The sequence below is a fragment of the Lacrimispora xylanolytica genome, from assembly GCF_026723765.1.
In the GTDB taxonomy this organism is placed as follows: domain Bacteria; phylum Bacillota; class Clostridia; order Lachnospirales; family Lachnospiraceae; genus Lacrimispora; species Lacrimispora xylanolytica.
In genome coordinates this window covers 696,747-723,090 of record NZ_CP113524.1, presented here as the reverse complement: position 1 = coordinate 723,090, position 26,344 = coordinate 696,747, and the positions used below count along the sequence as shown (strand labels likewise).

Annotated in this window: 24 protein-coding genes; 4 read left to right on the top strand and 20 right to left on the bottom strand. The window is 43.5% G+C overall.

Features of this window, described 5'->3' with window-relative positions; all coding sequences use genetic code 11:
- Position 1: 1 nt before the first annotated feature.
- Complete coding sequence (locus OW255_RS03425) at positions 2-508, bottom strand: hypothetical protein (protein WP_268115645.1); 507 nt, start codon at positions 506-508, stop codon at positions 2-4.
- 39 nt (positions 509-547) lie between these two features.
- Positions 548-2,689 (bottom strand): Tex family protein, encoded by a 2,142-nt coding sequence (locus OW255_RS03420; protein ID WP_268115644.1) that lies wholly within the window; start codon positions 2,687-2,689, stop codon positions 548-550.
- Positions 2,690-2,858: 169 nt separating this feature from the next.
- Between OW255_RS03420 and OW255_RS03415 the strand changes: the two genes are divergently transcribed.
- Positions 2,859-3,251 carry a sodium:solute symporter gene (locus OW255_RS03415; RefSeq protein ID WP_024837283.1) on the top strand — a complete coding sequence of 131 codons (393 nt, stop codon included), beginning with the start codon at positions 2,859-2,861 and terminating at the stop codon, positions 3,249-3,251.
- A gap of 5 nt (positions 3,252-3,256) precedes the next feature.
- Here OW255_RS03415 and OW255_RS03410 read toward each other — a convergent pair whose 3' ends face one another.
- From OW255_RS03410 to secA, 6 genes are all read right to left on the bottom strand, one after another.
- The gene (locus tag OW255_RS03410) at positions 3,257-3,601 is read right to left on the bottom strand and encodes a DUF2752 domain-containing protein (RefSeq protein ID WP_268115643.1); all 345 of its coding nucleotides are present in this window, start codon (positions 3,599-3,601) and stop codon (positions 3,257-3,259) included.
- 12 nt (positions 3,602-3,613) lie between these two features.
- Complete coding sequence (locus OW255_RS03405) at positions 3,614-4,822, bottom strand: aspartate kinase (protein WP_024837285.1); 1,209 nt, start codon at positions 4,820-4,822, stop codon at positions 3,614-3,616.
- Between the two features lie 19 nt (positions 4,823-4,841).
- The gene (locus OW255_RS03400) at positions 4,842-6,056 is read right to left on the bottom strand and encodes a homoserine dehydrogenase (protein ID WP_024837286.1); all 1,215 of its coding nucleotides are present in this window, start codon (positions 6,054-6,056) and stop codon (positions 4,842-4,844) included.
- 6 nt (positions 6,057-6,062) lie between these two features.
- Positions 6,063-6,506: an ACT domain-containing protein gene (locus OW255_RS03395; protein ID WP_024837287.1), complete on the bottom strand. Its 444-nt coding sequence runs from the start codon at positions 6,504-6,506 to the stop codon at positions 6,063-6,065.
- Between the two features lie 137 nt (positions 6,507-6,643).
- A protein-coding gene (prfB, locus tag OW255_RS03390; protein ID WP_268115642.1) for a peptide chain release factor 2 occupies positions 6,644-7,778 on the bottom strand; the annotation gives its coding sequence in 2 pieces (ribosomal slippage) (positions 6,644-7,702 and positions 7,704-7,778; 1,134 coding nt in all).
- Positions 7,779-7,865: 87 nt separating this feature from the next.
- Positions 7,866-10,436, bottom strand: coding sequence for a preprotein translocase subunit SecA (secA, locus tag OW255_RS03385; protein WP_024837289.1), 2,571 nt, complete (start codon positions 10,434-10,436; stop codon positions 7,866-7,868).
- A gap of 615 nt (positions 10,437-11,051) precedes the next feature.
- Here secA and hpf point away from each other — a divergent pair.
- Positions 11,052-11,579: a ribosome hibernation-promoting factor, HPF/YfiA family gene (hpf, locus tag OW255_RS03380; RefSeq protein WP_024837291.1), complete on the top strand. Its 528-nt coding sequence runs from the start codon at positions 11,052-11,054 to the stop codon at positions 11,577-11,579.
- Positions 11,580-11,624: 45 nt separating this feature from the next.
- Here the strand turns inward: hpf and trxB are convergent, their stop codons facing one another.
- The gene (gene trxB / locus OW255_RS03375; protein ID WP_024837292.1) at positions 11,625-12,551 is read right to left on the bottom strand and encodes a thioredoxin-disulfide reductase; all 927 of its coding nucleotides are present in this window, start codon (positions 12,549-12,551) and stop codon (positions 11,625-11,627) included.
- Positions 12,552-12,743: 192 nt separating this feature from the next.
- Between trxB and ymfI the strand changes: the two genes are divergently transcribed.
- The gene (ymfI, locus tag OW255_RS03370) at positions 12,744-13,475 is read left to right on the top strand and encodes an elongation factor P 5-aminopentanone reductase (RefSeq protein WP_268115641.1); all 732 of its coding nucleotides are present in this window, start codon (positions 12,744-12,746) and stop codon (positions 13,473-13,475) included.
- Positions 13,476-13,777: 302 nt separating this feature from the next.
- Here ymfI and OW255_RS03365 read toward each other — a convergent pair whose 3' ends face one another.
- The 5 genes from OW255_RS03365 to scfA form a co-directional block, all read right to left on the bottom strand.
- Positions 13,778-14,245 (bottom strand): GNAT family N-acetyltransferase, encoded by a 468-nt coding sequence (locus OW255_RS03365; protein WP_268115640.1) that lies wholly within the window; start codon positions 14,243-14,245, stop codon positions 13,778-13,780.
- Between the two features lie 97 nt (positions 14,246-14,342).
- Positions 14,343-14,639, bottom strand: coding sequence for a preprotein translocase subunit YajC (yajC, locus tag OW255_RS03360; protein ID WP_081752347.1), 297 nt, complete (start codon positions 14,637-14,639; stop codon positions 14,343-14,345).
- Positions 14,640-14,696: 57 nt separating this feature from the next.
- Entirely contained in the window at positions 14,697-15,833 is a 1,137-nt protein-coding gene (tgt, locus tag OW255_RS03355; protein WP_268115639.1) for a tRNA guanosine(34) transglycosylase Tgt, read from the bottom strand.
- A gap of 56 nt (positions 15,834-15,889) precedes the next feature.
- A complete protein-coding gene (gene scfB, locus OW255_RS03350; RefSeq protein ID WP_024837297.1) occupies positions 15,890-17,284 on the bottom strand; it encodes a thioether cross-link-forming SCIFF peptide maturase in 1,395 nt (464 codons plus the stop codon).
- Positions 17,285-17,418: 134 nt separating this feature from the next.
- Positions 17,419-17,565, bottom strand: a complete 147-nt coding sequence (scfA, locus tag OW255_RS03345) for a six-cysteine ranthipeptide SCIFF (protein WP_034599788.1) — start codon at positions 17,563-17,565, stop codon at positions 17,419-17,421.
- A gap of 181 nt (positions 17,566-17,746) precedes the next feature.
- Here scfA and OW255_RS03340 point away from each other — a divergent pair, with 181 nt between their 5' ends.
- Positions 17,747-18,106: a TIGR04086 family membrane protein gene (locus OW255_RS03340; RefSeq protein WP_024837298.1), complete on the top strand. Its 360-nt coding sequence runs from the start codon at positions 17,747-17,749 to the stop codon at positions 18,104-18,106.
- 95 nt (positions 18,107-18,201) lie between these two features.
- Here the strand turns inward: OW255_RS03340 and OW255_RS03335 are convergent, their stop codons facing one another.
- The 6 genes from OW255_RS03335 to OW255_RS03310 all read right to left on the bottom strand — a co-directional run bounded on the left by OW255_RS03335 (position 18,202) and on the right by OW255_RS03310 (position 26,344).
- Positions 18,202-18,669 carry a signal peptidase II gene (locus tag OW255_RS03335; protein WP_024837299.1) on the bottom strand — a complete coding sequence of 156 codons (468 nt, stop codon included), beginning with the start codon at positions 18,667-18,669 and terminating at the stop codon, positions 18,202-18,204.
- Between the two features lie 77 nt (positions 18,670-18,746).
- On the bottom strand, positions 18,747-20,162 hold the full coding sequence (gene clpX, locus OW255_RS03330) for an ATP-dependent Clp protease ATP-binding subunit ClpX (protein ID WP_268116572.1): 1,416 nt from the start codon (positions 20,160-20,162) through the stop codon (positions 18,747-18,749).
- 212 nt (positions 20,163-20,374) lie between these two features.
- Positions 20,375-21,781, bottom strand: a complete 1,407-nt coding sequence (locus tag OW255_RS03325; protein ID WP_268115638.1) for a S1C family serine protease — start codon at positions 21,779-21,781, stop codon at positions 20,375-20,377.
- Between the two features lie 124 nt (positions 21,782-21,905).
- Complete coding sequence (locus OW255_RS03320; protein ID WP_268115637.1) at positions 21,906-23,801, bottom strand: LCP family protein; 1,896 nt, start codon at positions 23,799-23,801, stop codon at positions 21,906-21,908.
- A gap of 36 nt (positions 23,802-23,837) precedes the next feature.
- Positions 23,838-25,256, bottom strand: coding sequence for an undecaprenyl-phosphate glucose phosphotransferase (locus OW255_RS03315; RefSeq protein ID WP_268115636.1), 1,419 nt, complete (start codon positions 25,254-25,256; stop codon positions 23,838-23,840).
- 98 nt (positions 25,257-25,354) lie between these two features.
- On the bottom strand, positions 25,355-26,344 hold the full coding sequence (locus OW255_RS03310) for a glycosyltransferase family 2 protein (RefSeq protein WP_268115635.1): 990 nt from the start codon (positions 26,342-26,344) through the stop codon (positions 25,355-25,357).

Here is a 26,344-nt window from a genome sequence, read left to right as displayed (position 1 = left end):
TCTATATCCTCTTTCGCCTCTTTTGAGGCATTTTATTAATTAACATTGCTTCTAATCGCGGTTTATGAAATCCGGCAGAGGAATCCGGGATCAGAAAGTTAAAGTCGTCGATGGTCTGCAGAACCAGAATCGTACCGACCTGCTCTGCCTCCTCAATTTTTGACCAGGGAACAAATGATACATTCTCTCCGTGGACTGCCTCAATTCCTTCCTCTCCCAGGGATATCATCAGAGAACCCTGGTTGTTTGACCACCGAACCTCTCTGCACGCTCTCCAGTAAGTATAAAGGGGCTTGTATAACACGATAACCACAAACCCTGCTATCATAAGTCCCCGGTAAAGAGGAGATATTTCCTTCCAGGTATCTACGATGACATAAATACCTGCAAAAATTGTAATTGGATAATAAATCTTATACACTCCGCGAAACATAAGCCGCATATAATACTGCCAAAGTTCCCTCACGGTCATTGTAATGTTGATCCTGATGGAATGATCCTGATCCAAGGCTTTCTCCTCCCCGTGTGATTCCCACATGTTTCTCTCTTATAATTTCATGGTAAGAGCGATACGCTTCTTCTCTGTTTCCACGCTGATTACCTTAACTTCAACAATATCTCCTACGCTGACGGCCTCTAAGGGATGCTTAATGAACTTGTCAGACATCTGGGAAATATGGACAAGGCCGTCCTGATGGACTCCGATGTCTACAAATGCTCCGAAATCAATGACATTTCTCACAGTTCCTTTTAAGACCATTCCAGGCTTTAAATCCTTCATTTCCATGACATCCGTCCGTAAAATGGGCTTTGGCATCTCATCTCTTGGATCCCTGGCCGGTTTCTCCAGCTCCTTTACAATATCTCTTAAGGTAATTTCACCAATCTGAAGTTCCTCTGCCATGGCCTTATAATCCAGTATCTTTTTGCTCAGTCCACTCAGTCCGCCGTTTGTAAGCTGCTTTTGGTCATAGCCAAGCTTTGACAGGAGCTTCCTGGCTGCTTCATAGGATTCCGGATGGACACTGGTTCCATCGAGAGGATTTTTGCCTCCCTGAATTCTCATAAAGCCTGCACACTGCTCGTAAGCCTTAGGTCCAAGCTTTGCCACTTTAAGAAGCTGGCTTCTGCTTAAGAATGCTCCGTTCTCCTCCCGGTATGCCACGATGTTCTTTGCAATGGGTTTTGAGATACCTGAGATGTATTCTAATAGAGAGGCTGAGGCGGTATTTAAATCAACGCCCACCTTATTTACACAGTCTTCCACCACGCCCTGAAGGGCTTCGCTTAAATTCTTCTGGTTCATATCATGCTGGTACTGGCCTACTCCAATGGACTTTGGATCGATTTTTACCAGCTCGGCAAGGGGGTCCTGTAGTCTTCTGGCAATGGAAGCTGCACTTCTTTGTCCCACATCAAAGTTTGGAAATTCCTCTGTGGCAAGCTTGCTGGCTGAATACACAGAAGCGCCTGCTTCATTCACAATGATATACTGGACCTGTTCCGGTATCTCTTTTAAAAGTTCTACGATGATAGCTTCTGATTCCCGGGAAGCAGTTCCATTGCCTACGGAAATCAGGGAGATGTTATATTTCTTGATCAGCTTTTTAACGACTGCTTTGGCTTCCTCTACTTTATTCTGAGGAGCCGTGGGATAGATGACTACGGTATCTAAGACTTTACCGGTCTCATCAACCACTGCAAGCTTGCAGCCAGTCCGGAATGCAGGGTCCCAGCCAAGGACTACCCGGCCTACAATGGGAGGCTGCATGAGAAGCTGTTCTAAATTTTTTCCGAATACCTTGATGGCTCCATCTTCTGCTTTTTCCGTCAGTTCACTTCTCACCTCACGCTCAATGGCAGGAGCTATGAGACGGTCGTAGCTGTCACTCACCACTTCTTTAAGAACAGGAGTGGTATAGGGGTTGTCCCTTATGATGACCTGTTTTTCTAAGTATCTGAGAATCTGATCTACTGGAGCGGCTGCTTTTACAGTAAGAAGCTTTTCTTTTTCTCCCCGGTTAATGGCAAGGATTCTGTGGCCGGCTGATTTTTTAATTGGCTCTTCATAGTTATAATACATCTCATAAACAGAAGGTGCCTCTTCATCTTTTGCGGCTGACTGCAGGCTTCCCTGGCTTAAGGTGGCATTTCTGATATAGGTACGGTATTCTGCATTGTCAGAAATCCGCTCCGCCAAAATGTCTTTTGCTCCGTTTACGGCTTCTTCCCAGGAAAGCACTCCCTTTTCCTCTGATATGTAAGCTTGTGCCTCTTGTTCCAAAGGGGTCTTTGTCATCTGAAGCATGAGGATATCGGCCAGAGGCTCTAAGCCCTTTTCCTTAGCAATGGTTGCCCTGGTTCTTCTTTTTGGTTTATATGGACGGTATAGATCTTCCACAGCTACCAGAGTCTTTGCCTCTGTAATCTTCTGTTCCAGCTCTTTAGTCAGTTTTTCCTGATCCCGGATGGATGAGATGACCTGTTCCTTACGTTCTTCTAAGTTTCTTAAATAACGGAGGCGTTCGTCTAAATCTCTCAGCACCTCATCGTTTAAGGATCCGGTTGCTTCTTTTCGGTATCTGGCAATAAAGGGTATGGTATTTCCCTCATCGATGAGCTTTACCGCTGCTTCTGCCTGACTCCTGGAAATAGCCAGTTCTTCATGTAACGCTTTGATTATATCCATGCTGTTCCCCTTAGTTTTAAATAGTTCTTTCAATTTTTATTATTATAGTTCATCAGACTTTGGTTTGCAAGACCCGACTGGACATGCCAACCGTTTCGTGATACAATCAAACAGTGCGAGAGAACGCAATCCTTGCTTACGAAAACACGCAAATGAGGTACAAACACAAATGGATGATAACAACAAAAATTACGGGAAAGTGCCCCAGCTTCCTCCTTCCGGATCCTTTATGAGCTATTGGTCTGTGTTCCTGGGAGGTCTTGGACTGGTAAGCGGCTGCCTTCCTTTATTCAGCATCTGGAATCTTCCGGCCGGACTGTTTTTCGGGCTGGGCGGTATCGCATGCGCAGTACTTTCCAGACATGGAAAACCATTTACCCAACAGGCTCAGCTTGGTCTGATTCTTTCTGTTATTTCTCTTGTCTGCGGTCTGCTGATGTCTATATTCATTATCTTTGTTTACGATACCATGGATACCAACACGGCTCTTGGCCGTTATTTCAGGGAAACCATTGAAACCACTACCCAGGTGCTTATCCCAAGTCGTGGTGCCGGGCAATGATCTTATTAAAAGATGGGAAGTAAATCCACGCCCTGAAAGACCAGCATATAATTTTTAAAAATCCAGTTTACCACCACGATGGCGGCCCCTGTGAGAATAAAGAATCGAACTCGTTTCTTATGATCCATGGGGCGGCTGTTTTTTTGGGAGATTTTTCGAAGAATGACCTCTAAAAGAATCACAAAAACGGTATAAAGGACCAGCGGGTGATATTGAAAGCTCATCCGCAGGTCCCCGCTTAATAAGGACAGGACCGCCCTTGTTCCACCGCAGCCCGGACAGTAAAGTCCGGTGAGGGATTGGAACAGGCAGGGAGGTCCAAATTTTAATATTTGTTTCAACCAATTCATTGTATCACCTGTTTAATCTGCCAGATCAAAGGCATCATGAACCGTTCTCATGGAACGCTCCACGTCTGCTTCATCAATCAGAACGGTTATCCGAATCTCAGAAGTTGCAATCATCTTAATATTTACATTGGCACTCGAAAGTGCTTCAAACATCTTGGCTGCTACTCCGGGATTGCTTGACATTCCGGCACCGATGATGGATATCTTCGCTACGCCTTCCTCACTGGTCACATCCTGAGCCGTAATGGTAGTCATGTTCTCTCTTAAGAGATCCATGGTTTCTTTTAAGTCTGTCTTTGCTACGGTAAAGGAAATGTCTTTTCTCTCTTCCCGTCCGATGGACTGAATGATTATGTCAACGTTTATATTATGCTTTGCCAGGAGATTAAAAATCCGAAATGCAATTCCCGGCATATTTTTCACTCCGATGACCGATATACGGGCAACGTTCTTATCTGCGGCAACTCCGCTAACCAGCATTCTTTCCATTTTTGCTTCCTCCTTGACAACCGTACCTTCTTCCCTTGTGAGACTTGATCTTACAACTAACTGTACTCCATACCTCTTTGCCATCTCCACGGAACGATTATGGAGAACCTTTGCTCCCAGGGAGGCAAATTCCAGCATTTCGTCATAGGAAACTTCGGGAAGCTTTCTGGCGTTTTCCACGATTCTTGGGTCTGCTGTGTATACACCATCCACGTCCGTGTATATTTCACAGGCATCTGCATGAAGGGCTGCTGCCAAAGCAACGGCTGTCGTATCGGAGCCGCCTCTGCCAAGGGTTGTTAAGTCATCGTATTTATTGACACCCTGAAAACCGGTGATGACTACGATCTTTCTGGAATCCAGTTCATGGAAAATTCTTTCTGTATCAATCTTCTTTAATTTGGCTGTGCCATAAGCGGAGGTGGTATGCATGGCCACCTGGGCTGCATTTAGTGAAACAGCAGGCACGCCAAGTTCATGAAAGGCCATGGACATAAGGGCTACGCTTACCTGCTCTCCAGTTGCTAGAAGCATATCCAGCTCTCTCTTTGGAGGATTTGGATTTATCTCAAGAGCCTTGGCAATGAGTCCGTCTGTTGTCTTACCCATAGCAGATAATACGACCACTACCTGATTGCCTTTTTCATACTCCTCAATACAACGCTTTGCTACATTAAAAATTCTTTCCTTGTCTGCGACGGAGCTGCCGCCAAACTTCTTGACTACTAACATTGTTGCCTCCTGGCGAAAATTAGAATTCTGCGCGGATGCGCTGTCTGATTCCTGACAGCTTTTTCGCTCTGTTGTCGTACTCTTTTTCTGTCATGGACTCTGTTACGACAGCAAATTCATCCATGTGGTCAAGCTCTATGGCCTCCACAGTACCAAATACTTCTTCCACTTCCTTTAAACGCTTAGACGCGATTCCCTTAATTCTTACAAAGTAGCGGAAAGACATGGTCTCCATGGGGTAGATCTTAAGGCTTTCTTCATCCCAGCCAAGTTCCACATGCTGGTCTTCATTTTTAAGAGCTTCTATAATGTCTGCAATCACTGCGCTGGCTGTGGGAAGCTTTCCAGCTCCGCTGCCATAGAACATGGAGGTTCCAAGCATGTTCCCTTTTACTAAAATACCGTTATAAACATCACTGACGGAATACAGAGGGTGGTCCATTCCAATCATGACCGGTGCCACAAATGCATGAGCAGCCCCTTGTTCCAGACGGCTGGAGCCTAACAGCTTAATGGAGGTCCTGAGGCTTTCTGCGTAAGCAAAATCCACATCTGTGATATTTGTTATCCCTTCTGTATAAATATGCTCGTAATTCACTTCGTGACCCGCTGCCATGGCAGTTAAAATGGCTATTTTTCTGCAGGTATCATGTCCTTCCACATCTGCTTCGGGATTGCGCTCGGCATAGCCTAAATCCTGGGCTTCCCTTAAGGCATTCTCAAAGGTGTCTCCGTTTTTGTCCATCTTAGTCAGTATGTAGTTGGTGGTTCCGTTTAAGATTCCGGTGATTTCCTCGATCTCTTCTCCGGCAAGAGAGGTGTATAGAGGACGAATGACAGGAATACCGCCGCCTACGCTGGCTTCAAAGAGAAAGTTCACCTTATGTTCTTTTGCGATGCGGATCAGTTCTGTTCCGTATGCGGCTACCAGCGCTTTATTGGAGGTGGCTACATGCTTTCCTGCTTCCAGGCTTGCCTTTACAAAGGCATAAGCTGGCTTTAAGCCGCCCATTGTTTCAATTACCATGGAAACTTCCGGGTCACCCACTATAACAGAAAAATCGTGAACAATTTTGTCTTCCACCGGCGTACCTGGAAATTCTCTTAAATCCAGAATGTATTTAACGGAAACAGGTTCGCCTACCTTTTTGGCTATGACCTCTTTATTTCTATCTAAAATCTCAACAACACCAGAACCGATGGTACCATAGCCCATAACTGCAACATTTTTCATATCATTCTACTCCCTGGCTAATATTTTTACGTAATGAACCCCATTCTTTACTTCCATATCCTCTACCATCCCTGATACATTTCCAGTGGTTTCAAGTACTTCCACGCTGAGAGTCAAGGTAGCGACTCCATTGACCGGGATACTCTGGTGAATGGTCAGGATATTGGCACGGTATACCGCTACTACGTGGAGAAGATCCGACAGCAAACCTGGTTCATCATCCATCTGCATTACAAGTGTAATGGTTTTCCCTTTTGTATTATCGTAAAACGGAAAGATATCATCCTTATACTTATAAAAAGAGCTGCGGCTGATTCCGACCCGGTCAGTCGCCTCCTGAACGGTGATGACACGCTCCGATTCCAACAGTTTTTTTGCCTCTACTACTTTCAGCAATACTTCAGGTACAGCTTTCTGCTTTACCACAAAATATTTACTCTTTTCTTCCATAAAAAAATATCTTCCCTTCTGTGTCCGCAACAGAAAAACATCTGTGCTCATAGGGAAGATATTATCATATTTGTGAATGGTATGCAACTCTTTTTCTATTTATTTTCTTCGTTTTTTGTAAAAATACGTTGAAAATTCTATTCTGATTGGTCCTCGCTTATCTTTGAACCAGTGCTCAGCCAGCGGAGGTATGCGTACATGAACTGGTCTAAAGAACCGTCTAACACGCTGTTTACGTTGCCGGTTTCTGCATTGGTTCTATGATCTTTGACCATGGTATAAGGCTGCAGAACATAGGAACGAATCTGATTTCCCCAGCCGATTTCTGTCACATCGCCTCGAATGCCGGAAAGCTTCTCTGCATTCTCCTGCTGCTTTAACATATAAAGCTTGGCCTTTAACATCTGCATGGCCTTGTCTTTATTCTGGAACTGGGAACGTTCATTCTGACACTGAACCACGATTCCTGTCGGAATGTGGGTGATACGGATGGCAGAAGAGGTTTTATTGATATGCTGTCCACCAGCTCCGCTGGAACGGTAGGTATCAATTCGTAAATCCTCATCGTTGACCTCCACATCAAGGTCTTCTTCAATGTCAGGCATGACATCACAGGAAACAAAGGAGGTCTGGCGTTTGCCGGCTGCATTAAAGGGTGAGATTCTAACCAGACGGTGAACTCCCTTTTCTGATTTTAAATAGCCGTAAGCATTGATGCCGTTGACCTGGATGGTAACAGACTTAATGCCTGCTTCATCTCCGTCAAGATAGTCAAGGACTTCGATCTGAAAGCCTTTTTTCTCTGACCAGCGGCAGAACATACGGTAAAGCATGCTGCACCAGTCACAGGATTCAGTTCCGCCAGCCCCTGCGTTTAACTTAAGAATGGCATTATGATTGTCGTATTCCCCGGATAACAGGGTGTTGATACGCATGGTCTCCAGCTTTTCCTTAAACTCACGAAGCATCTCTTCCACCTCTGGTACTAAGGAAGGATCATTTTCTTCATTTCCCATTTCTATCATGACGCCAATGTCTTCGTACTGTTGTTCCAGTTCTTTATAGCTGTTTACTGTATCTTTTAAATTCTTGGCAAGCTGAACCACCTTTGTGGATTTCTCCGGATCTTCCCAGAAGCCCGGTTCCTCCATGGATTTGTCCAGCTCATCGATTCTCTTTAACTTATTATCTAAGTCAAAGTGAATCCCTCACTTCCACTAATGGTTTTTGAAACGTTGATAATTCATATTTGTACTGATCTAACTCTACCACTGTGTCACCCACTTTCGATTTTGATATTTATAAATATAAAATTGGGGCCCGCCCTTTAACAGGTGCGGACTCCAATTCTATAAAATACTATACTATTTTACGTCCGCAGCACTGTTTGTACTTTTTACCGGAACCGCATGGACATGGATCGTTTGGATAAACCTTTGCCTCTACCTTTTTCACAGGGGCTTTAGCCGCACTTTCATCCTTGTTGGTTCCTGTTACTTTGGCAGCAGGCTCTCTTTCGACTTTCTGCTCAACCCGAATATGGAAGAGGACTCTTACGGTCTCTTCGCGGATGGCTGCTATCATCTCATCAAACATCTGGTAGCCGTTCATCTTATATTCTACCAGAGGATCTCTCTGGCCATACGCCTGAAGGCCGATGCTCTGACGAAGCTGATCCATATCGTCGATATGGGACATCCATTTATTATCGATTACTTTTAAGAGAATTACTCGCTCGATTTCACGAATCTGCTCTGCTTCCGGGAATTCCACTTCTTTGGATTCATAAAGCTTAATGGCTTCTTCCTTCAGCATATGCTTTAATTCATTCTTACGGATCTTCTTATCTTCTGGAATGGTAATTGGCTTTAACGGAATCACGGAAAGAAGTAAGGTATTCAGTTCGTTTAAATCCCAATCTTCCGGTGCCTGGTCCTCTGTAATACAAAGGTCAACTGCATTTTCAACAATATCTGTCACCATCTTTAAGATGACGTCACGCATATTGTCTCCGTCTAATACTTTTCTTCTCTCGGCATAGATGACCTCACGCTGGTCGTTCATAACCTCGTCGTATTTTAAGAGGTTTTCACGAATTCCGTAGTTATTGGTCTCTATCTTCATCTGCGCTTTTTCAATGGCATTGGAGAGCATCTTATGCTCGATTTCCTCGCCTTCGGGCACACCAAGGGTATTGAACATGGTTACAAGGCGCTCAGAACCAAAGAGACGCATTAAATCGTCTTCCAGGGAGATATAGAATCTGGATTCACCCGGGTCACCCTGACGTCCGGCACGGCCACGGAGCTGATTGTCGATACGGCGTGATTCATGACGCTCGGTACCGATGATCTTTAAACCGCCCGCTGCTTTTGACTCGTCATCTAACTTAATATCCGTACCACGGCCTGCCATGTTGGTAGCAATGGTAACTGCTTTGTGGACACCAGCATCGGCTACGATCTCAGCCTCCAGCTCGTGATATTTGGCATTCAATACCTTATGAGCAATGCCACGGCGCTTTAACATACCGCTGAGCATCTCGGAAGTCTCGATGGTAATGGTACCAACCAGAACGGGCTGTCCCTTCTGATAAGCTTCTTCTACCTCTCTGCAGACTGCCTCAAACTTTTCTTTCTTTGTCTTATAAACGGCATCTTCTCTGTCTAAACGAGCGATCGGACGGTTGGTTGGAATGGAAATAGCGTCCATGCCGTAGGTATTACGGAATTCCTTCTCCTCTGTAAGAGCTGTACCCGTCATACCTGATTTCTTCGTATACTTATTAAAGAAGTTCTGGAAGGTAATGGTGGCAAGAGTTTTACTCTCTCTGCGCACATTTACATGTTCCTTCGCTTCAATGGCCTGATGAAGACCGTCAGAATAACGTCTTCCCGGCATGATACGTCCGGTAAATTCATCTACGATCAGTACTTCATCGTCTTTTACTACATAATCCTTATCACGGAACATTAAGTTGTTGGCACGGAGCGCAAGTATGATGTTGTGCTGGATCTCTAAGTTCTGTGGATCGGAAAGGTTTTCAATATGAAAGAACTGCTCTACCTTTTCCACACCCTGCTCAGTTAAGTTTACTACTTTATCTTTTTCATCGACTATGAAATCACCGGTTTCTGTAATTTCCTCTCCCATGATGGCTGCCATCTTGGAAAATTCAGCAGAAGCCTCACCGCGCTCTAACTGGCGGGCAAGGATGTCACACACTTCATATAACTTTGTGGACTTACCGCTCTGACCAGAAATAATAAGAGGTGTTCTGGCCTCATCGATCAGCACAGAGTCAACCTCATCAATAATACAGAAATCAAGATTTCTTAATACCATCTGTTCTTTATAGATGGCCATGTTATCTCTTAAATAATCAAAACCAAGTTCATTATTGGTTACATATGTGATATCACAATTATAAGCATCACGTCTTTCATCGGAGTTCATGGAGTTTAATACCACGCCTACAGTCATACCTAAAAACTCATGAATTCTTCCCATCCACTCCGCATCACGCTTTGCCAGGTAATCATTGACCGTTACGATCTGTACACCATTGCCTGCCAGTGCGTTTAAATATGCCGGACAGGTAGATACCAGTGTTTTACCTTCACCGGTCTTCATCTCCGCAATACGACCCTGATGAAGAACGATACCACCGATTAACTGAACACGGAAATGTTCCATATTAAGGACTCTGCGTCCAGCCTCTCTTACGGTTGCAAATGCTTCAGGTAATATATCGTCAAGAGTCTCGCCTGCTGCCAATCTCTCTTTAAACAGCTTTGTGTTGTTCTTAAGCTCTTCATCCGTAAGGGCTACCATAGTCGGACGGAGTGCCTCTATTTTATCCACAATGGGATGGATCAATTTTAATTCTCTTTCACTATGAGTTCCAAATATTTTCTGAACGAGGTTCATGTTTCATTCTCCTACTCTTCTTAACTATATACACCGTACAATCTTGTATATTGTAGCACTAACTCCTCTTTAATTCAACGAATTCATAAAAAATTAACATTCTGGTAATAATACCACCACATTCTGCCAGTTCTTTTCAATGATTCCACGGCAAACAGCAGCAAAACCGGTGAAAATTATGGTTAACCTGACACATTGCACAAAAAACATGTTCGATTCTTTGATTTTCCACATTATCCACATCCGCTTATGTGCGTTTCCCCCATTTTTATCCCCACCATTTCCTCCCATAAAAGCGTAAAAAAACAGTTATACACCGACTTATCCACATTATCCACATTTATTCTCCACAGATTACCAGTTTTCCCGAAAAGGTCTTGAAGTGGCTGATTTTTGTATACTTGTCATAAAATTTCCTTTTTCGACGGAAAATTCCATTTTTCCCTTGACTTTTTTTGAAGCCCATCTATAGTTTTTCAATAAATTGATAAAATATAAGTAGAGACATTTCACAAATAATTCACATCAATTATCTAAAAACTTTACATTCATATTGAATTATTCTCAAAAATGTGCTATACTATAACCATCTCAAGAAAAAGGAGCTGATGACTTATGCGTTTTATCATTACAGGAAGAAATATTGAGGTAACATCAGGTTTACGGGAAGCGGTTGAAGACAAGCTTGGAAAGTTGGATCGTTTCTTTGCTCCTGCTACAGAAGCCACAGTAAGGCTCAGCGTTCAGAAAGAAATTCAGAAAATTGAAGTAACAATTCCAGTGAAAGGACATATAATCAGGGCGGAAGAATCCAGTACAGACATGTACGTCTCCATCGATCTTGTGGAAGAGATCCTGGAACGTCAGCTGAAAAAATATAAAAACAAGCTGATTGACAAAAAACAGAATGTCCCTTCTTTCTCAGAAGCATTTATTGAAGAAGAGAATCCATACGAAGATCATATCGAGATCGTAAAATCAAAGAAGTTTGCAGTGAAGCCTATGGATTCCGAAGAAGCTTGTGTACAGATGGAGCTTCTGGGACATAGCTTTTACGTATTCTTAAATGCAGATACAGACGAAGTGAATGTCGTATATAAAAGAAAAGGCGGTTCTTACGGACTCATTGAACCAGAATTTTAATTATAATCATAAAGATATCAGCCAGGCAAAGCGCCTGGCTGATTTTTAGTTTACCTGAAGTCTTGTTAAGTAGCGTTCCACACTGGTGATGGCATTGGCACCATCGGATACCGCTGTGGATATCTGTCTTAGCTGTTTGGTGCGTACATCACCGACTGCAAAGATACCAGGTATATTGGTCTCACAGTCTTCGCCTGCTTTGATGTATCCATGATCCATCTCCACCAGGTTGTTGAACGCTTCGCTTTGAGGATTGATTCCCACGGCAATAAATACACCGTCCACGGCCAGCTTTCTGGTCTCGTCTGTATTGGCATTTCTGATTGTCAGGGATTCCACCTGATCTCCGCCTTCGATTTCATCGACTACGGTATCCCAGATGATTTCTACATTATCCTGGTTAAACAGCTGAGTCTGAAGTGTTTTGGCTCCTCTTAACTGGTTTCTCCTATGAATTAAGTATACTTTTTTACACATTCTTGCTAAGAAGATAGCATCTTCTATGGCTACATCTCCACCGCCAACGACTGCAGCCACTTTGTTGCGGAAGAATGCGCCATCGCAGGTTGCGCAATATGATACGCCCATGCCGGTAAGTTCATCTTCTCCAATTACACTTAATTTCCGGTGCTGAGCTCCGGTTGCAATGATTACGGATTTTGTCACATAGGTTCTCTCTTCTCCCACTACGGTGAACTCACCTTCAGCGGCTTCGATTCGAAGGACCTCGTCGTTAGAGAACTCTGCTCCCAGCTTTTCTGCATGTTCCCGGAACTTCATGCCCAGATCATATCCGTTGATGCCTGGAAGTCCAGGGTAATTATCCACTTCATAGGTGTTAAGTATCTGGCCTCCACTGGCCATCTCTTTTTCAATCACTATCATTTTAAGTTCTGCTCTTTTTCCATAAACCGCGGCGGTGAGACCTGCCGGACCTGAGCCGATAATTACCACGTCATAGATTTCATTCATATTTATCTACCTGCTTTCTTGTTTCAATCTGATATAATTTTCTCTGTTCTCATTATATCTTACAAACCTGGAAGTATGCAATGTCTGATATAAGAGAAACCTGTAAGTTAGTAGGAGCCTTTTTGTGATTCTTGCATTGCTCCTTATCATTTGGTAAAATATCCCTATATAATGAAAGAAAGGGGAATATTCATGTCCAGGAAAACTGTACTTATCACCGGCGCTTCCCGAGGAATCGGTAAAGCCATTGCCGTTAAATTTGCAAAAAAGGGCTATAACGTAGCCATCAACTGCCTGCACAATGAGGATCAGCTTCTGCAAACGAAAAAGGAACTGGAATCCTATCAGATCTCCTGCCTTTCCTACATGGGTGACATGGGAGATGCAAACCAGTGCAAGGAATTCTTTGACCGGGTCCGCAAACAATTTGGCACACCCGATGTTCTTGTTAACAATGCAGGGATTTCCTACATTGGTCTTCTCCAGGATATGAGCACAGAAGCCTGGGACCGGATCATTCGCACCAATTTAACTTCCGTTTTCAACTGCTGCCGGCTTGCCATCCCTGGTATGGTGGAAAAAAAATCCGGGAAGATCATTAATATCTCTTCCGTCTGGGGCGTGGCTGGTGCTTCCTGCGAAGTCGCTTATTCCGCCACGAAGGGAGGAATCAATGCCTTTACAAAAGCTCTTGCAAAGGAGCTTGCGCCCAGTAACATTCAGGTCAATGCCATCGCCTGCGGTGCCATTGATACGGAAATGAATCGTTTCCTGGAAGAAGACGAACTGATTGCCCTGATTGATGAGATTCCTACCGGTAGGCTTGGGAAAGCGGAAGAGGTGGCTGATCTGGTGTATCACCTTGGCTATAAAAATGCTTACCTGACCGGTCAGATCATCGGTCTTGATGGCGGGTGGATCTAGATACTGCTCTTTTGCCGGTATGCCTTTATGATATTTAATCAATGGTATACCGGCAGAACTTCCCTTCGTACCATGAAGCAATCAAATCATGTAGTTATTAAAGTATCTGTTAAATCAGTTTGATTATTTCTATTATTTTCTTCTGCCACAAAGATTCCGGTTTGACCCTCATAATCGTCCCATATTAAATCATATGTTGCAATCCAACGGCTGGTACACAAAACCCGGTACCGAAAATTATATTGCACAAAATTAAACATTATACAATTATTATATAGTGCTTATGGGAAAATGTCAACATCCTATACCTTAAATGTTGGGGAGCGCTTTTCCATCACGTAATTTTTTAATGTTACACCGTTTCGCAGAATAATCTGTTCCTTTATTACCTGGTAGCCACGTGATTCAAAAAAAGGTTTTGCGGTTATGGAGGCATGAGTGGTAAAACGGCTGCCCGCTCTGTGTGCTTCCAGCCTATCACAAAGGGCGGTTGCTATCCCTTGTCCCTGATGATCCTTATGAACAAAAAGGCGGTCTAGGTAGCCATCTTTATCCATGTCTGCAAAACCAACAATAACTCCATCATCTTCAGCAACCAGAGTGTAATTCTCTAAGAAAGAACCATTCCATTTGTTAGAATCCGTTTTTCCCGACGCCCAGGCATTTACCTGCTCTATCGTATAATCCTTTACATTGATTGTATGAACGGTTTCATAAAAGAGTTTTATTATTTCTAAGATATCACGTTCCTGGTATTCTCTAATTTTCATAAATTCCCCTCATTACTTCTCCTAACTGCTTATACGATCTGCTTCTAATAAAAAACGCCCGGAAAAAGATATTCTTCTTCCGAACGCCCTGATTTTCTTAAGCTTCTGGCTTTTCAATCTCAACGACTGCTGACTTCTGCATAGGTATTCTGCAGTTTTTATTGTTTCCGAATTCAACAATTACAGTATCTTCTGTCATATCGATGATTACACCATAAAATCCGCTGGATGTTAGTACGCTGTCACCTACGGCAATACTGGAAAGCATATCCTGCTGTCTCTTCTTCTCTTTCTTCTGTGGTCTGATTGCGATAAAGTACATAAAGCCAAAGATTACTGCGATGTAAAGAATCCAGAATCCCATGCCCATGCTGCCGCCTGTTGCTAATAACATAACCATTTCCTCCTTATATAACGATCCGCTAAAATGCTGCGGTATCTTGTCCAGCTTTTAGGATTGAGCTTCCGTCATTCCGGCAAGCTTTCTTTCCTTATATTCCCCATAACACTGATTGTCAATCGCGTCACGAATCTCTTCCATCATTGTATTATAAAAATACAAATTATGCAAGACACATAATCTCATGCCGAGCATTTCTTTTGCCTTTAAAAGATGTCTGATATAGGCTCTGCTATAGGAACGACAGGCAGGACACTGACAGCCTTCTTCAATTGGTTTGGCATCCAGCTCAAACCTACTGTTAAACAGATTCAGCTTTCCTTTGTTGGTGTAGACATGTCCATGACGTCCGTTCCTTGAAGGATAGACACAGTCAAAGAAATCCACGCCCCGATCTACGGCTTCTAAGATGTTTGCCGGAGTTCCTACGCCCATGAGATAAGTTGGCTTATTTTCCGGAAGATAGGGAACGGTTTCGTCTAATATTCGGTACATCTCAAAATGGCTTTCTCCAACGGCAAGTCCGCCAAGGGCATAGCCGTCTAAATCCATGGCAGAAATGGTTTTTGCATGAGCGATACGAATATCCTCATAGGTTCCTCCCTGGTTAATCCCAAATAAAAGCTGTTCTTTATTAATGGTCTCCGGAAGGGAGTTAAGCCTTGCCATCTCGGTGCGGCAGCGCTCCAGCCATCTGGTGGTTCTGTCTACGCTGTTTTGCATATACTCCCTGGTGGCAGGGTGAGGCGGGCATTCATCAAAGGCCATGGCAATGGTTGAGCCAAGGTTTGACTGAATCTGCATGCTCTCTTCTGGTCCCATGAAGATCTTATGTCCATCGATATGAGACTGGAAATAAACACCTTCTTCTTTTATCTTTCTTAATCCGGTTAAGGAGAATACCTGGAATCCACCGGAATCCGTAAGGATGGGGCGATCCCAGTTCATGAACTGGTGCAAGCCGCCAAACTGCCTGATCAGCTTATCTCCGGTACGTACGTGAAGGTGGTAGGTGTTTGACAGCTGCACCTGAGTCTTAATCTCCCGTAAATCATCGGTGGATACAGCGCCTTTAATGGCTGCAACCGTGCCTACATTCATGAATACAGGGGTCTGAATGGTGCCATGGACTGTGGTGACCTCTGCACGTTTGGCCCTGCCATCCTTTTTTATTAAAGTATACTTCATTGATAGTCCCTTACTTTTGTTTCTGAGTTTTCAGTTACACAGCGGGTAATTGATTCTTATTCTTCTGCCAGCGCAGCCTTGATCATAATGGAACATTCCACCCGCTTCTTTTCCATCTCGCATCCGATATCGTATGCATCTGTAATATTACCATGGAAGTTATAGGAATTGGCTGCACAGCCGCCACTGCAATAAAATCTTGCAAAGCAGTCCTGGCATTTGTCCTTTGCATATACGTTGCAAAGCTTAAATTCATCCCGTACTTTTGTATTCAGCAGACCTTCGTCTACATTTCCAAGAAGGTAATCATCTTGTCCTACGAACTGATGGCAGGGATAGAAATCGCCCCATGGAGTTACAGCCAAATACTCTGTACCGGAACCACAGCCGGCAAGTCGCTTTGCCACACATGGTCCCTGCTGTAAATCAATGTTAAAATGGAAGAAATTAAAGCCTTTGCCTTCTTTATGACGTTTGATGTATTCCACTGCAAGGTTGTCGTATTCTTCAAGAATCTGAGGAATGTCCTCTTCCCGAATGGCATAATACTCTTCTGCCTGTGCCACTACCGGCTCGATGGACATGCTCTTAAAGCCTAAATCTGCAAATTCCAGAACGTCTTTTGCAAAATCCATATTTTCTCTGGTAAAGGTTCCTCTGATATAATAATCCTTGTTTTCACGAAGCTTTGCAAATTTCTGGAATTTGGGTACGATTAATTCGTAGCTTCCCTTTCCGTTACGGAAAGGACGCATCTTGTCGTTGACTTCCTTACGTCCGTCGAGGCTTAAGACCACATTGCTCATTTCCTTATTACAGTACTCCATGATTTCGTCATTTAAAAGAACGCCGTTGGTTGTCATGGTGAAACGGAAGTTCTTATTATATTCTTTCTCTTTTGAGCGTCCGTATTCAACAATCTGCTTTACAACTTCCCAGTTCATCAATGGTTCGCCGCCAAAGAAGTCTATTTCCAAGTTTTTGCGGTTGCCGGAATTTAGAAGAAGGAAATCAATCGCCTTTTTTCCTACCTCAAAGGACATGAGGGCGCGGCGGCCGTGGTATTCCCCTTCTTCTGCAAAGCAATATTGGCAAGCCAGATTGCAGTCATGAGCAATATGTAAACAGAGCGCTTTTACGACTGTCTTTCTCTTTTTAAAATCTACTATGTAATCATGGTAAACATCTTTTGAGAATAATTCCCCTGCATCGATGAGATACTGGATTTCCTCCAATGCCTCTGCGATTTCGGCTTCGGGATAAGAATCCTTTAAACGGCTTATGACTGCCTCCGTTACCTGACCGGACAGCTTTTCCGGCTTTTCCATATCAGGAATCAGTTCCTTTGCTGCGGCCACTGCATCATACATCACCGCATCGACGGAATGGACTGCTCCGCTGTTGACATCCAAAATAATATGGAAGCCATTATTAATATATTGATGAATCACTTGTATTCTCCTAACTTTTAGAAAAAGGTTGACCCTTTGATTGATGTTAGGCAGACAAGCGAAGGAACCCCTACTGTCTTAAGACCGTAGGGGCATCTGCTTCTCTGCCTTATGGCTGTTCTATACAGTTTTAATTAGCGGTTGGTGTTCTCACAGCTCTGATTTCCTACTGTACAGGATGTCTTGCAGGCAGACTGACAGGAAGTCTGGCACTCGCCGCAGCCGCCTTTTTTCATAGATTCTTTTAATGTACTGGAACTTAATGTTTTAACGTGCTTCATAAACTTACACCTCCTGTATTTACATAATTCCTTGCGATTATACCACATGTTTTTTGACAGCGCAAGATGAATCGGCCCTGGTAAACAGGGGAAGATTGACTGAAATAGGCCAAACTCTTAGAATATCCTCTACAGGGAGGGAATATACTGAACCATAAGACAAGATGTGAGGAGTAATCAAATGGAAAAATCAAAGCTTCAGGTCACACTTAGAAATCTGCTCATCTCCTACATACTGACCGGTATCCTGCTTGTTGTCCTGGCCTTGGCACTTTATAAATTTCAATTAAAGGAAGGCCAGATACGGCTGGGAGTCAATGCGGTCTACATCATTACCTGTCTCTTTGGCGGAATTCTCATGGGGAAAAGCATAAGACAGAGAAGGTTCTTCTGGGGACTTTTGCTGGGGCTGCTTTATTTTGTGGTCCTGCTTGCGGTCTCATTTCTTATGAGCAAAGGAATTAACGGTTCCATGAACCAGATTCTGACTACCATGGCCATCTGCGCTGCAAGCGGAACAGCAGGTGGGATGTTAAGCTAAAAAATACGTCCTGAACCTATTTATATCAAATGGTGAGAACCACATCAGTGGAGTCACCAATGATATAAGCAGGGTCAGGACGCATTTTTTTATTTTTAGCGATCTCGGAAGGTACGAATCAGTTCCACGATTAAGAAAATGGCTGCTCCCAGGAAAATAAAGATATCTCCAAGATTAAAAACCACCTTTTTCAGCTTTCCGAACTGAAGGCTGAAATAATCAACCACGTAACGGCGTACCAATCTATCGTATAAATTGCTGATCGCGCCTCCAAGTACGAGGGAAAGAGCAAGCTTATCTGCGATTTTTCCTCTTGTTTTTAAAAGCCCGCCAAGCATTCCTCCCACAAAAGAGGCCACAGCCAGAGGTATCATCTGAACGACCTCCGGGCGGTTCTTTAAATAGCCGAAGGAAAATCCGGCATTGTGATTCTTATATAGAAGGACTTTTCCATTGCTTCCCTTTAATTCCTTGGGAAACTGGGATTCCTCCTGTTCTTCGATGGCACTTTTTATAAAAAGGTCCACGGCTGCTAATAATGCGATAAGACCAACAAATATCATATCATACACTCCTTCCGCCTTTATTATCTCCAACTTGCAGGACATTTTATCCTAAGAATTTCGTTCTTTCCGTTTTGTCAGCTTCTCATCTGTATGAACGGTCCTCCCTTTTTATCCAGGTAGGCTCTTGTTATGACAACGGAACCGATACTTGGGTCCTTTGGAATCTCATACATGATATCCAGCATGAAGTTTTCTATAATGGCGCGCAGGGCTCTTGCACCGGTCTTTTTCTTCATTGCCTCTTCTGCAATCCACTCCAGTGCCTCTTCCTCAAAAACAAGCTGCACCTCGTCAAGCTCTAAAAGCTTTTTATATTGCTTTAAGATAGCATTCTTTGGTTCTTTTAATACGCGGATTAAAAGGTCTTTATTTAAGGATTCCAGAGTCACGGATATAGGCAGACGGCCTAAGAACTCTGGTATCATACCGAACTTTCTTAAATCTTCGTTGGTCACCTGGAAAAGTATATTGGAATCTTTTTCATAACGGTCCTTTAATTCTGCAGAAAATCCCATGGAGGATTTTTCTTTTAGCCGTTCCTTAATGATATCCTCAAGGTCCGGGAAGGCACCTCCGCAGATAAAAAGTATGTTGTCGGTACGGACAGAGGTCATGGGGGTAAGAGCATTCTTTTGATTAGAGCCTACCGGAACCTCTACGGTGCTTCCTTCTAAAAGCTTTAACAGCTCCTGCTGCACGGATTCCCCGCTGACATCACGGCTGCTGGTACTTTTTTTCTTGGCGATCTTGTCGATTTCATCAATGAATATGATTCCCCGTTCAGCCTTGTCCACATCGTTGCCTGCGGCAGAGAGAAGCTTTGATACCACACTCTCTATATCATCGCCTATGTAACCGGCTTCTGTTAACGAGGTGGCATCGGCTATGGCCAGAGGAACGTCTAACAGCTTTGCAAGAGTCTTCACCAGATAGGTCTTTCCGCTTCCGGTAGGACCGATCATTAAAATGTTGGATTTTTCAATCTGAACATTTCCTTCTTCATCTGTCAATCCCTTTTCTGTTAAGTAAACTCTTTTATAATGATTGTATACAGCCACTGAAATAACCTTCTTTGCCTGCTCCTGCCCAATGACGTATTCGTCAAGCTTTTGACGAATTACATGGGGAGCCGGGATATCCTTTAGACTGATTTCAGGCTTTGCCTCCTTATCGGAACGTTTTTTAATCTTTTGTTTCTTAGGTATATCAAAATCCTGGCTGTTCAGCTTTCCAAGATCATTTAAATTCAGATTCATATATGGCATGTTGGGAATCTTACTTAGATCAAATCCGCCCTGGGTCACGGAATCAAATGCCTTTTGCATACAATCATGGCATAAATTCATAGAACCCGGCATGGAGATCATGGGTCCTGTTACTTGTTCCGATCTACGGCAGACGTAACAGAATTTTTCATACTCTTCCTGTTCCTTCTTTGTATCTTCTCCATCAGAGCCATGGACATTATTGTCTTCCATCTTCTCCTCCAGTATCTCTTTATCGTTCAATCTATGTTCTCCTTCTATCTGTAATTATATACTTCCCACAGGGATATTATAATGCATTTAAAACTCTCCTACAAGTGCGGACGGGGAATTTAGATTTTTTTAATGAATGAGAAAATGCGCTTTGCCCCAGCCCGCGGGCTGATTCAAAACGCATCTTCTTATTGGTTTTATATCGGGTTAAGCCTCTGTAACTTTTAGCTTTGTGGCTGAGTTTCTGCCGGTCTCTTTCCAAGAGTGATGTCAACATTGCGTTCTACGTACTTACCATTTTCAAGGGACTGGACTGTGACTGAAATCGTGCTTCCGCCCTTATAATATTTTAACATACTGGTAAGGTCATCGTAGGTTTTAATGGACTGTCCGTCAAACTTGGTGATAATGTCCTTTTCCTTTAAGTCAGACTTGCTGGCAGCGCCGCCTTCTACAATCTTATAGATGAATACGCCCTGAGGCATACCAAGCTGCTGGCTGGTCGTTGCATCAATATTCTTGCACTGGATTCCTAAATATCCCTGCTCTGCATCAGAGACCTGAGTTCTTGTGGTCTTTGTCATCAGGTTGTCAAAAATCTCCTGTGCCTTTGAAATCGGGATTGCATATCCCATTCCTTCTACTTCGGTAGAAGAATATTTTGCTGAGTTAATTCCAATGACCTCACCCTGCATATTTAAAAGAGCACCACCGCTGTTACCTGGGTTGATGGCTGCATCGGTCTGAAGAAGATTCCGGTTTGTTCCGTCTTCTGTCTGTACGGCTCGGTCAAGTGCGCTGATATAACCTACGGTAACAGACTGGCCATATCCAAGTGCATTACCGATGGCTACTACCCCCTGACCTACCTTTAAGGTATCAGAGTTACCAAGAGAGGCAATGGCTATTTTTGATAAGGTTTCTGAGGAAATATTCTTAAGCGGAACTGCAATCACTGCTAAGTCTGATTCGGCATCGGTGCCTTTGATGGCTGCATCCACGGCCTGCTGGTCAATGAAGTTTACCTTTAAAGCTTCCGCTCCCTGTACCACATGGTTGTTGGTCACAATCAACAGTTCATCATTGTTCTTTCCTACAATAATACCGGAGCCGCTTCCTTCGCCTTCTCTCTGCATGGGTCCAAACCAGGTCTGGCTTTCATAGACTACTTTACTGGTTATGGCTACCACAGATGGCATTGCTTTATCTACAATCCCCGATACATCATTGGGAACGGTTAAACTTGAAGCATTAGCAGCCGGTACAGTCGTTGAGGATGAAACAGTTTCAGCCTTGTTGATCTCAACAGAATTATTATTGCCATAAGCTCCGGCGGCCCAGTTAATTCCTACCATGGTGCTTCCTGCAATGACGCCAAAGACGAGAGCGCTACCCACCAGAGCTGCTGCTTTTTTTACCCCGCCACGTTTTTTACGAGGCTTAGGCTCTTTTTCAAACGACATCTGATCCACAATTCTCTGAGGCTGGTATTCCTGGTAGTGTGGGATACTCTGGCTGGTCTTTGGTTCCTCTGGTTCCGGGTCCCTCATAATAAAGTTCGTTGTCATTGGTTCTACATTTTTATTTTCTTCAGGATTTAAATTACCTGTGTCTTTATTTTCATCAAACATAAAATCTATCTCCTTTCACCTATACTTGTTATCGCTTTCATAATCACAGTCTATCAATGAATTGTGACCAATTTGTGATAAAAATATAGTTAATATGTGAAATGAGATAGATTTATCTGTTTCTTTATGCAGCTGGTGGTGCTGGTACTACCGGAGCTTCTGTATTTGCTCCGCCTGGGATAACATTACCCGGCTGGGTCTGGCTTCCATCTAAAGGACCGGTTGTATTTGATTTGGTCGTTTCGGGAGTCGTTGGCTGGGTAGCCGCAGTTGTCTCTTTTCCACCAGGTCCGTGAGAGGCAGTCGTGGTCTCTGTGGTTCCACTTGACTGGGTTGGTTTTGTCTCCCCTGGTCTGGTAGAACCGCTTGAGGATTCCTGAGTCTTTGTCTCTCCTGGCTTTGTCTCTTTTGTCTCTCCGCTGCTGGTACCTGTTCCAGGGCCTTTGATCGGCTTACCATTCGCATCTGTTTCATAGGCAGAGCTTTCATGGAATGAGGTTTCCACCTCTTCCGTTGTTCTTACCTCTTTTGTTTCATTGTCTTCTTTTTTCGGCTTATCTTTGGTTGGCTTCGTAGAATCATCGCTATACTTACCGTCCTTATACATACCGGAATCGGCAGCAATCTTGGCACTGATCTTCTTCACCATCTCAGACGGCTCATAGCTTTCCTTTTCAAAAAGAAACTTATGAAGGTCTGATACATTGGTAACCAGGGTCTGTGGAATGACGCAATCACCTTTTTTGCCCATCTTCATATCGCCGCGGCTGAATGGGAAACCGCCGGTCTCACCGATGTGATATTTTCCAATGTCTAATAAGAGCTCAGTAAAATCACTGAAGGTTAAGTTTGTTCCTACCTGCTCTACTTCCATTAAAAGAATCCGGTTCAACAGGCCTAAATCTGCTTTTTTTGCTTTTTCAAATGATTTTTGAATGACCAGACGCTGGCGTTCTGTTCTGGCAAAATCTGTATCCATCTTTCTAAGTCTGGCATAAGCAACGGCCTGAACACCATCTAAATGGTTTAAACCTGCTGATTTTAAATGAACAGAAGGAATTCCCGTTTTTTGAACGGTCTCTGTAATAAAGGAGTTGATATATTTGAATTCTGCCTTTGTAATATCGATATCAACGCCTCCCAGCATATTGATGCCGTCGGCAACTGATTTCCAGTTAAAGGTTACATACTCCTGTATATCCAGATCCAGGTTTTTATTTAAGGCTGCCAAAGCCTGGGAAGCGCCTCCGTTGGCATAAGCGGCATTAATCTTATTATAGGTACTGCCTTCGTTTATATTCAGATATGTATCTCTAAATACCGAAACCAGTCGTATCTCTCCTGTGTCACGGTTAATGTTGCATATCATAATAACGTCGGCATTGGTTCCCTTATTAACGTTACCATCACGGCTGTCCACACCGAAAACCGCGATGGTACGGTACCCGGTCATGTGCTTTTTCTGCTCTTGGGACATCTCTTCATTCCGGACCTGGTCCTTATCAAAGTTATCAGGACGCTGAATGGAACCCATGATTCTTGCCACGTAAGCATAGGAAAAAATAAGGGCCAGAGTAAAGATCTCTGCAATCGCCATGATGATGAATCGTCTGATCTTTCGTTTTTTCCCGATGGCTCCTGCTGCACGGCTGGAAGCGGCCGGTTTTTCCTGTCTTGGCACTCTGGACTGCTGTCTGGTGCCGCCGTCTCCGATGACAATCTGTCCACGGGACGGTGACTGGCTGGTTCCCTGAGTACCTCCTGTGGATTGTCTCTGACGGGATGGGTTCTGGCCTGTGGAACCTGTCTCTGATGATGACCGTGCCCGGCGAGTTGGCTGGCTGCCTCCGTTTTCCCTGTTATTCGTATGATAGGCACCGCGGCTTTGGCGGTCTTCAAAATCTTCGTAATCGTCATCCAGGTAGTAATCTCTATCGGACGGATCTGGCTTTGAATCGTAACCGCGTCTTGCCCTTTTCTTATTCTCACGGTTTAACTCATCATCAAATTCATTTTTCATCTAATTAACCTCATCCTAATCGTGTCGTATCCTATATCAGTACGCATTTTTATTAATAAACCCTTTGAACATAGTCAAAAACAGGATTTTAAAATCAAATCCAAGGGTCCAGTTTTCGATATAGTATAAATCATGCTCAATTCTCTTGGTAATGGAAGTATCTCCCCTTAATCCATTGACCTGCGCCCAGCCGGTAATTCCCGGGCGTACCTGATGCTTGATCATATATCTTGGAATCTCTTCTTTAAATTTTTCAACAAACAAAGGCCGTTCCGGCCTTGGGCCGACTAAACTCATATCGCCCCGAAGAACGTTGATGAACTGGGGCATCTCATCTATGCTTGTCTTTCTTATGAACCGGCCCACAGGGGTCACCCTGGAATCATGAGGGGTTGTCCATTTGGCTTTTTCCTCAGAAGGGGCCTGGACCACCATAGAACGGAACTTATACATATGAAATGGCCGGTTGTGTAATCCCACCCGCTCCTGTTTATAAATGAGCGGACCTGGAGCTGTCAGCTTAATCAGAATCACAGTCAGAAGCATAACAGGGGAAAACAGGATCAGTGCAACCGCTGCACCTACAATATCCACGGCTCGTTTTGCCAGTGCATTCACCGTATCCGTAAGAGGAACCCTTCGGATATTGACCACTGGAAGTCCCTGTAAGTCCTCAATAAAAGGTCTTGTGGGGATCATGTTGTTATAATCGGGGATAAATTTTGTATGGACTCCTGACTTTTCACAGGAAGCCACTATTTTTTCTAAGTTGGCATATTCGCTGATGCTTAAAGTAATGGCAATTTCATCAAGAGAGTTTAAGGCCAGAATCTCATCTAAATCCTTAATCTTTCCTATCACATTGATGCCTTTATATCCAGTTCCCCATTCTTTTTTATTGTCCAGAATACCCTTGATCTGATATCCCCATTCCGGATTTAAACGCACCCGGTCAATAAAGCCTTCTGCCGCCCGGCTGTAGCCGATTAAAAGAATGTGTTTCTGGTTATAGCCCTTGGAGCGCATGGAACGCAGTATGCTTCGAATCAAATTCCGCTCGATGGTCTCCAGTATAATGTTGATGGCAAAGAAATAAAATACCATCCTGGTGGAAAACTCACGGAAAAATGGGTTCTTCTTAATCAGAAACAGGATTAATATAAAGATGAGCACTCCCAGTACATTGGCCTTTAATATATTGGCAAATTCGTACCGGCTCTCCTGTACTCTTTTAGGAGCATAAAGCTGAAAGACTCCGTATAGCAAAAGATAGGTGGGCAATATTACTATAATTGCTGCAAAATAGTACTGTGGTGCCAACACCTGCTTATCCGGGCTGAACAACCGGTTGCCGAGCAAAAGAAAGAGCCAGGCAATTACATAGGAAAGGATGATGACCAACCCATCCAGTACTACATGAAATCCATTAAATTTTTTCTGATTATCCTTTATCATAGCAGCAAACCTTCCAATCGTGCATTGCACCATACTTCTCCATGATAATTTCCCGTTTATTATACATGATATGTTCTTATAGTGCTATAAAAAATTTCTTAATAAGACCTGTCAATTTTTAGTTTTCTTCTTAAAAATTCCCAAACATACAGGAAAGTGCCAAAAATCAGCTCACCTTCTATTTTCACGTAGTTCTTAAGCCGGGACATTTGAAACCCTACTTTTTTCGTGGTACGGGCAGTCTTAAGACCTTCCTTTAAGCCTTCCACATAGTCGGATTCAAATCCAATTTTCTTGAAAAACATGTATTTCACACATATTCCTATCATAATAGGAAAGAGATTAATAAGAAGCTGTAAAAACGGCATGTTCTTATAATTTAAATAAATATTATTTCTGGCAGCCAGTTTGACCTTAAAGGAATTATACTTAGAACCGCTGGTGCCGCTGCCTACGTGATAGACCACTGCACTGGGGCAGTAAACATTGTCATAGCCGTATATCTTCGCCCGGTATCCCACGTCAATGTCTTCCAGATAAGCAAAATGGGCTTCGTCAAAACCACCGATTTCGTCAAATACCTCTCTTCGGTAGATGGCAGCTCCGGCGCAGGCGGCAAATACATTCCGGGGCTTTTTATATCCCTTAATGCTTTGTCCCACTCCTCTTTGATAAGCCCAGCCAAGGACACTGTACATGTCTCCGGCGTCATCCATCAGATCCTTATGATAAAGCTGGATCATCTTGCTGCTTGCGGAAAATATCTTTTTGGAGCTGTCCATGGTGCGTACCAGCTCCCTTACATAATCCGGTTCCGGCTCTGTATCGTTGTTAAGAAGAATCACGTACGGAGTCTTTGCCTCACGGATCCCTACATTCACAGCTCCGGAAAACCCGGTATTTTCCTCTAAGAATATAGATGGAATCCCATGTTCCTTCAGCCACTCCACACTGCCGTCTGTGGAACCATTATCTACCACAAGAAGCTCAAAGTTTTTATCACTTTGAGTTTCCAGTGCTTTCATACATGGTTCCATGAATTTAAGACCATTATAATTAGGAATAATGATGGTTACTTTTTTTAGCAT

Excerpts from the sequence above, each read along its gene's own strand:
- OW255_RS03335 (WP_024837299.1), bottom strand. The coding sequence starts at position 18,669 with ATGATATTTGTTGGTCTTATCGCATTATTAGCAGCCGTGGACCTTTTT.
- OW255_RS03340 (WP_024837298.1), top strand. The coding sequence starts at position 17,747 with ATGGAAAAATCAAAGCTTCAGGTCACACTTAGAAATCTGCTCATCTCC.
- OW255_RS03320 (WP_268115637.1), bottom strand. The coding sequence starts at position 23,801 with ATGAAAAATGAATTTGATGATGAGTTAAACCGTGAGAATAAGAAAAGG.
- trxB (WP_024837292.1), bottom strand. The coding sequence starts at position 12,551 with ATGAATGAAATCTATGACGTGGTAATTATCGGCTCAGGTCCGGCAGGT.
- scfA (WP_034599788.1), bottom strand. The coding sequence starts at position 17,565 with ATGAAGCACGTTAAAACATTAAGTTCCAGTACATTAAAAGAATCTATG.
- secA (WP_024837289.1), bottom strand. The coding sequence starts at position 10,436 with ATGAACCTCGTTCAGAAAATATTTGGAACTCATAGTGAAAGAGAATTA.
- OW255_RS03415 (WP_024837283.1), top strand. The coding sequence starts at position 2,859 with ATGGATGATAACAACAAAAATTACGGGAAAGTGCCCCAGCTTCCTCCT.
- tgt (WP_268115639.1), bottom strand. The coding sequence starts at position 15,833 with ATGAAGTATACTTTAATAAAAAAGGATGGCAGGGCCAAACGTGCAGAG.
- OW255_RS03365 (WP_268115640.1), bottom strand. The coding sequence starts at position 14,245 with ATGAAAATTAGAGAATACCAGGAACGTGATATCTTAGAAATAATAAAA.
- OW255_RS03405 (WP_024837285.1), bottom strand. The coding sequence starts at position 4,822 with ATGTTAGTAGTCAAGAAGTTTGGCGGCAGCTCCGTCGCAGACAAGGAA.
- OW255_RS03400 (WP_024837286.1), bottom strand. The coding sequence starts at position 6,056 with ATGAAAAATGTTGCAGTTATGGGCTATGGTACCATCGGTTCTGGTGTT.
- OW255_RS03420 (WP_268115644.1), bottom strand. The coding sequence starts at position 2,689 with ATGGATATAATCAAAGCGTTACATGAAGAACTGGCTATTTCCAGGAGT.
- yajC (WP_081752347.1), bottom strand. The coding sequence starts at position 14,639 with ATGTTATTAGCAACAGGCGGCAGCATGGGCATGGGATTCTGGATTCTT.
- ymfI (WP_268115641.1), top strand. The coding sequence starts at position 12,744 with ATGTCCAGGAAAACTGTACTTATCACCGGCGCTTCCCGAGGAATCGGT.
- OW255_RS03310 (WP_268115635.1), bottom strand. The coding sequence starts at position 26,344 with ATGCTAAAAAAAGTAACCATCATTATTCCTAATTATAATGGTCTTAAA.
- OW255_RS03325 (WP_268115638.1), bottom strand. The coding sequence starts at position 21,781 with ATGTTTGATGAAAATAAAGACACAGGTAATTTAAATCCTGAAGAAAAT.
- OW255_RS03315 (WP_268115636.1), bottom strand. The coding sequence starts at position 25,256 with ATGATAAAGGATAATCAGAAAAAATTTAATGGATTTCATGTAGTACTG.
- OW255_RS03395 (WP_024837287.1), bottom strand. The coding sequence starts at position 6,506 with ATGGAAGAAAAGAGTAAATATTTTGTGGTAAAGCAGAAAGCTGTACCT.
- hpf (WP_024837291.1), top strand. The coding sequence starts at position 11,052 with ATGCGTTTTATCATTACAGGAAGAAATATTGAGGTAACATCAGGTTTA.
- OW255_RS03410 (WP_268115643.1), bottom strand. The coding sequence starts at position 3,601 with ATGAATTGGTTGAAACAAATATTAAAATTTGGACCTCCCTGCCTGTTC.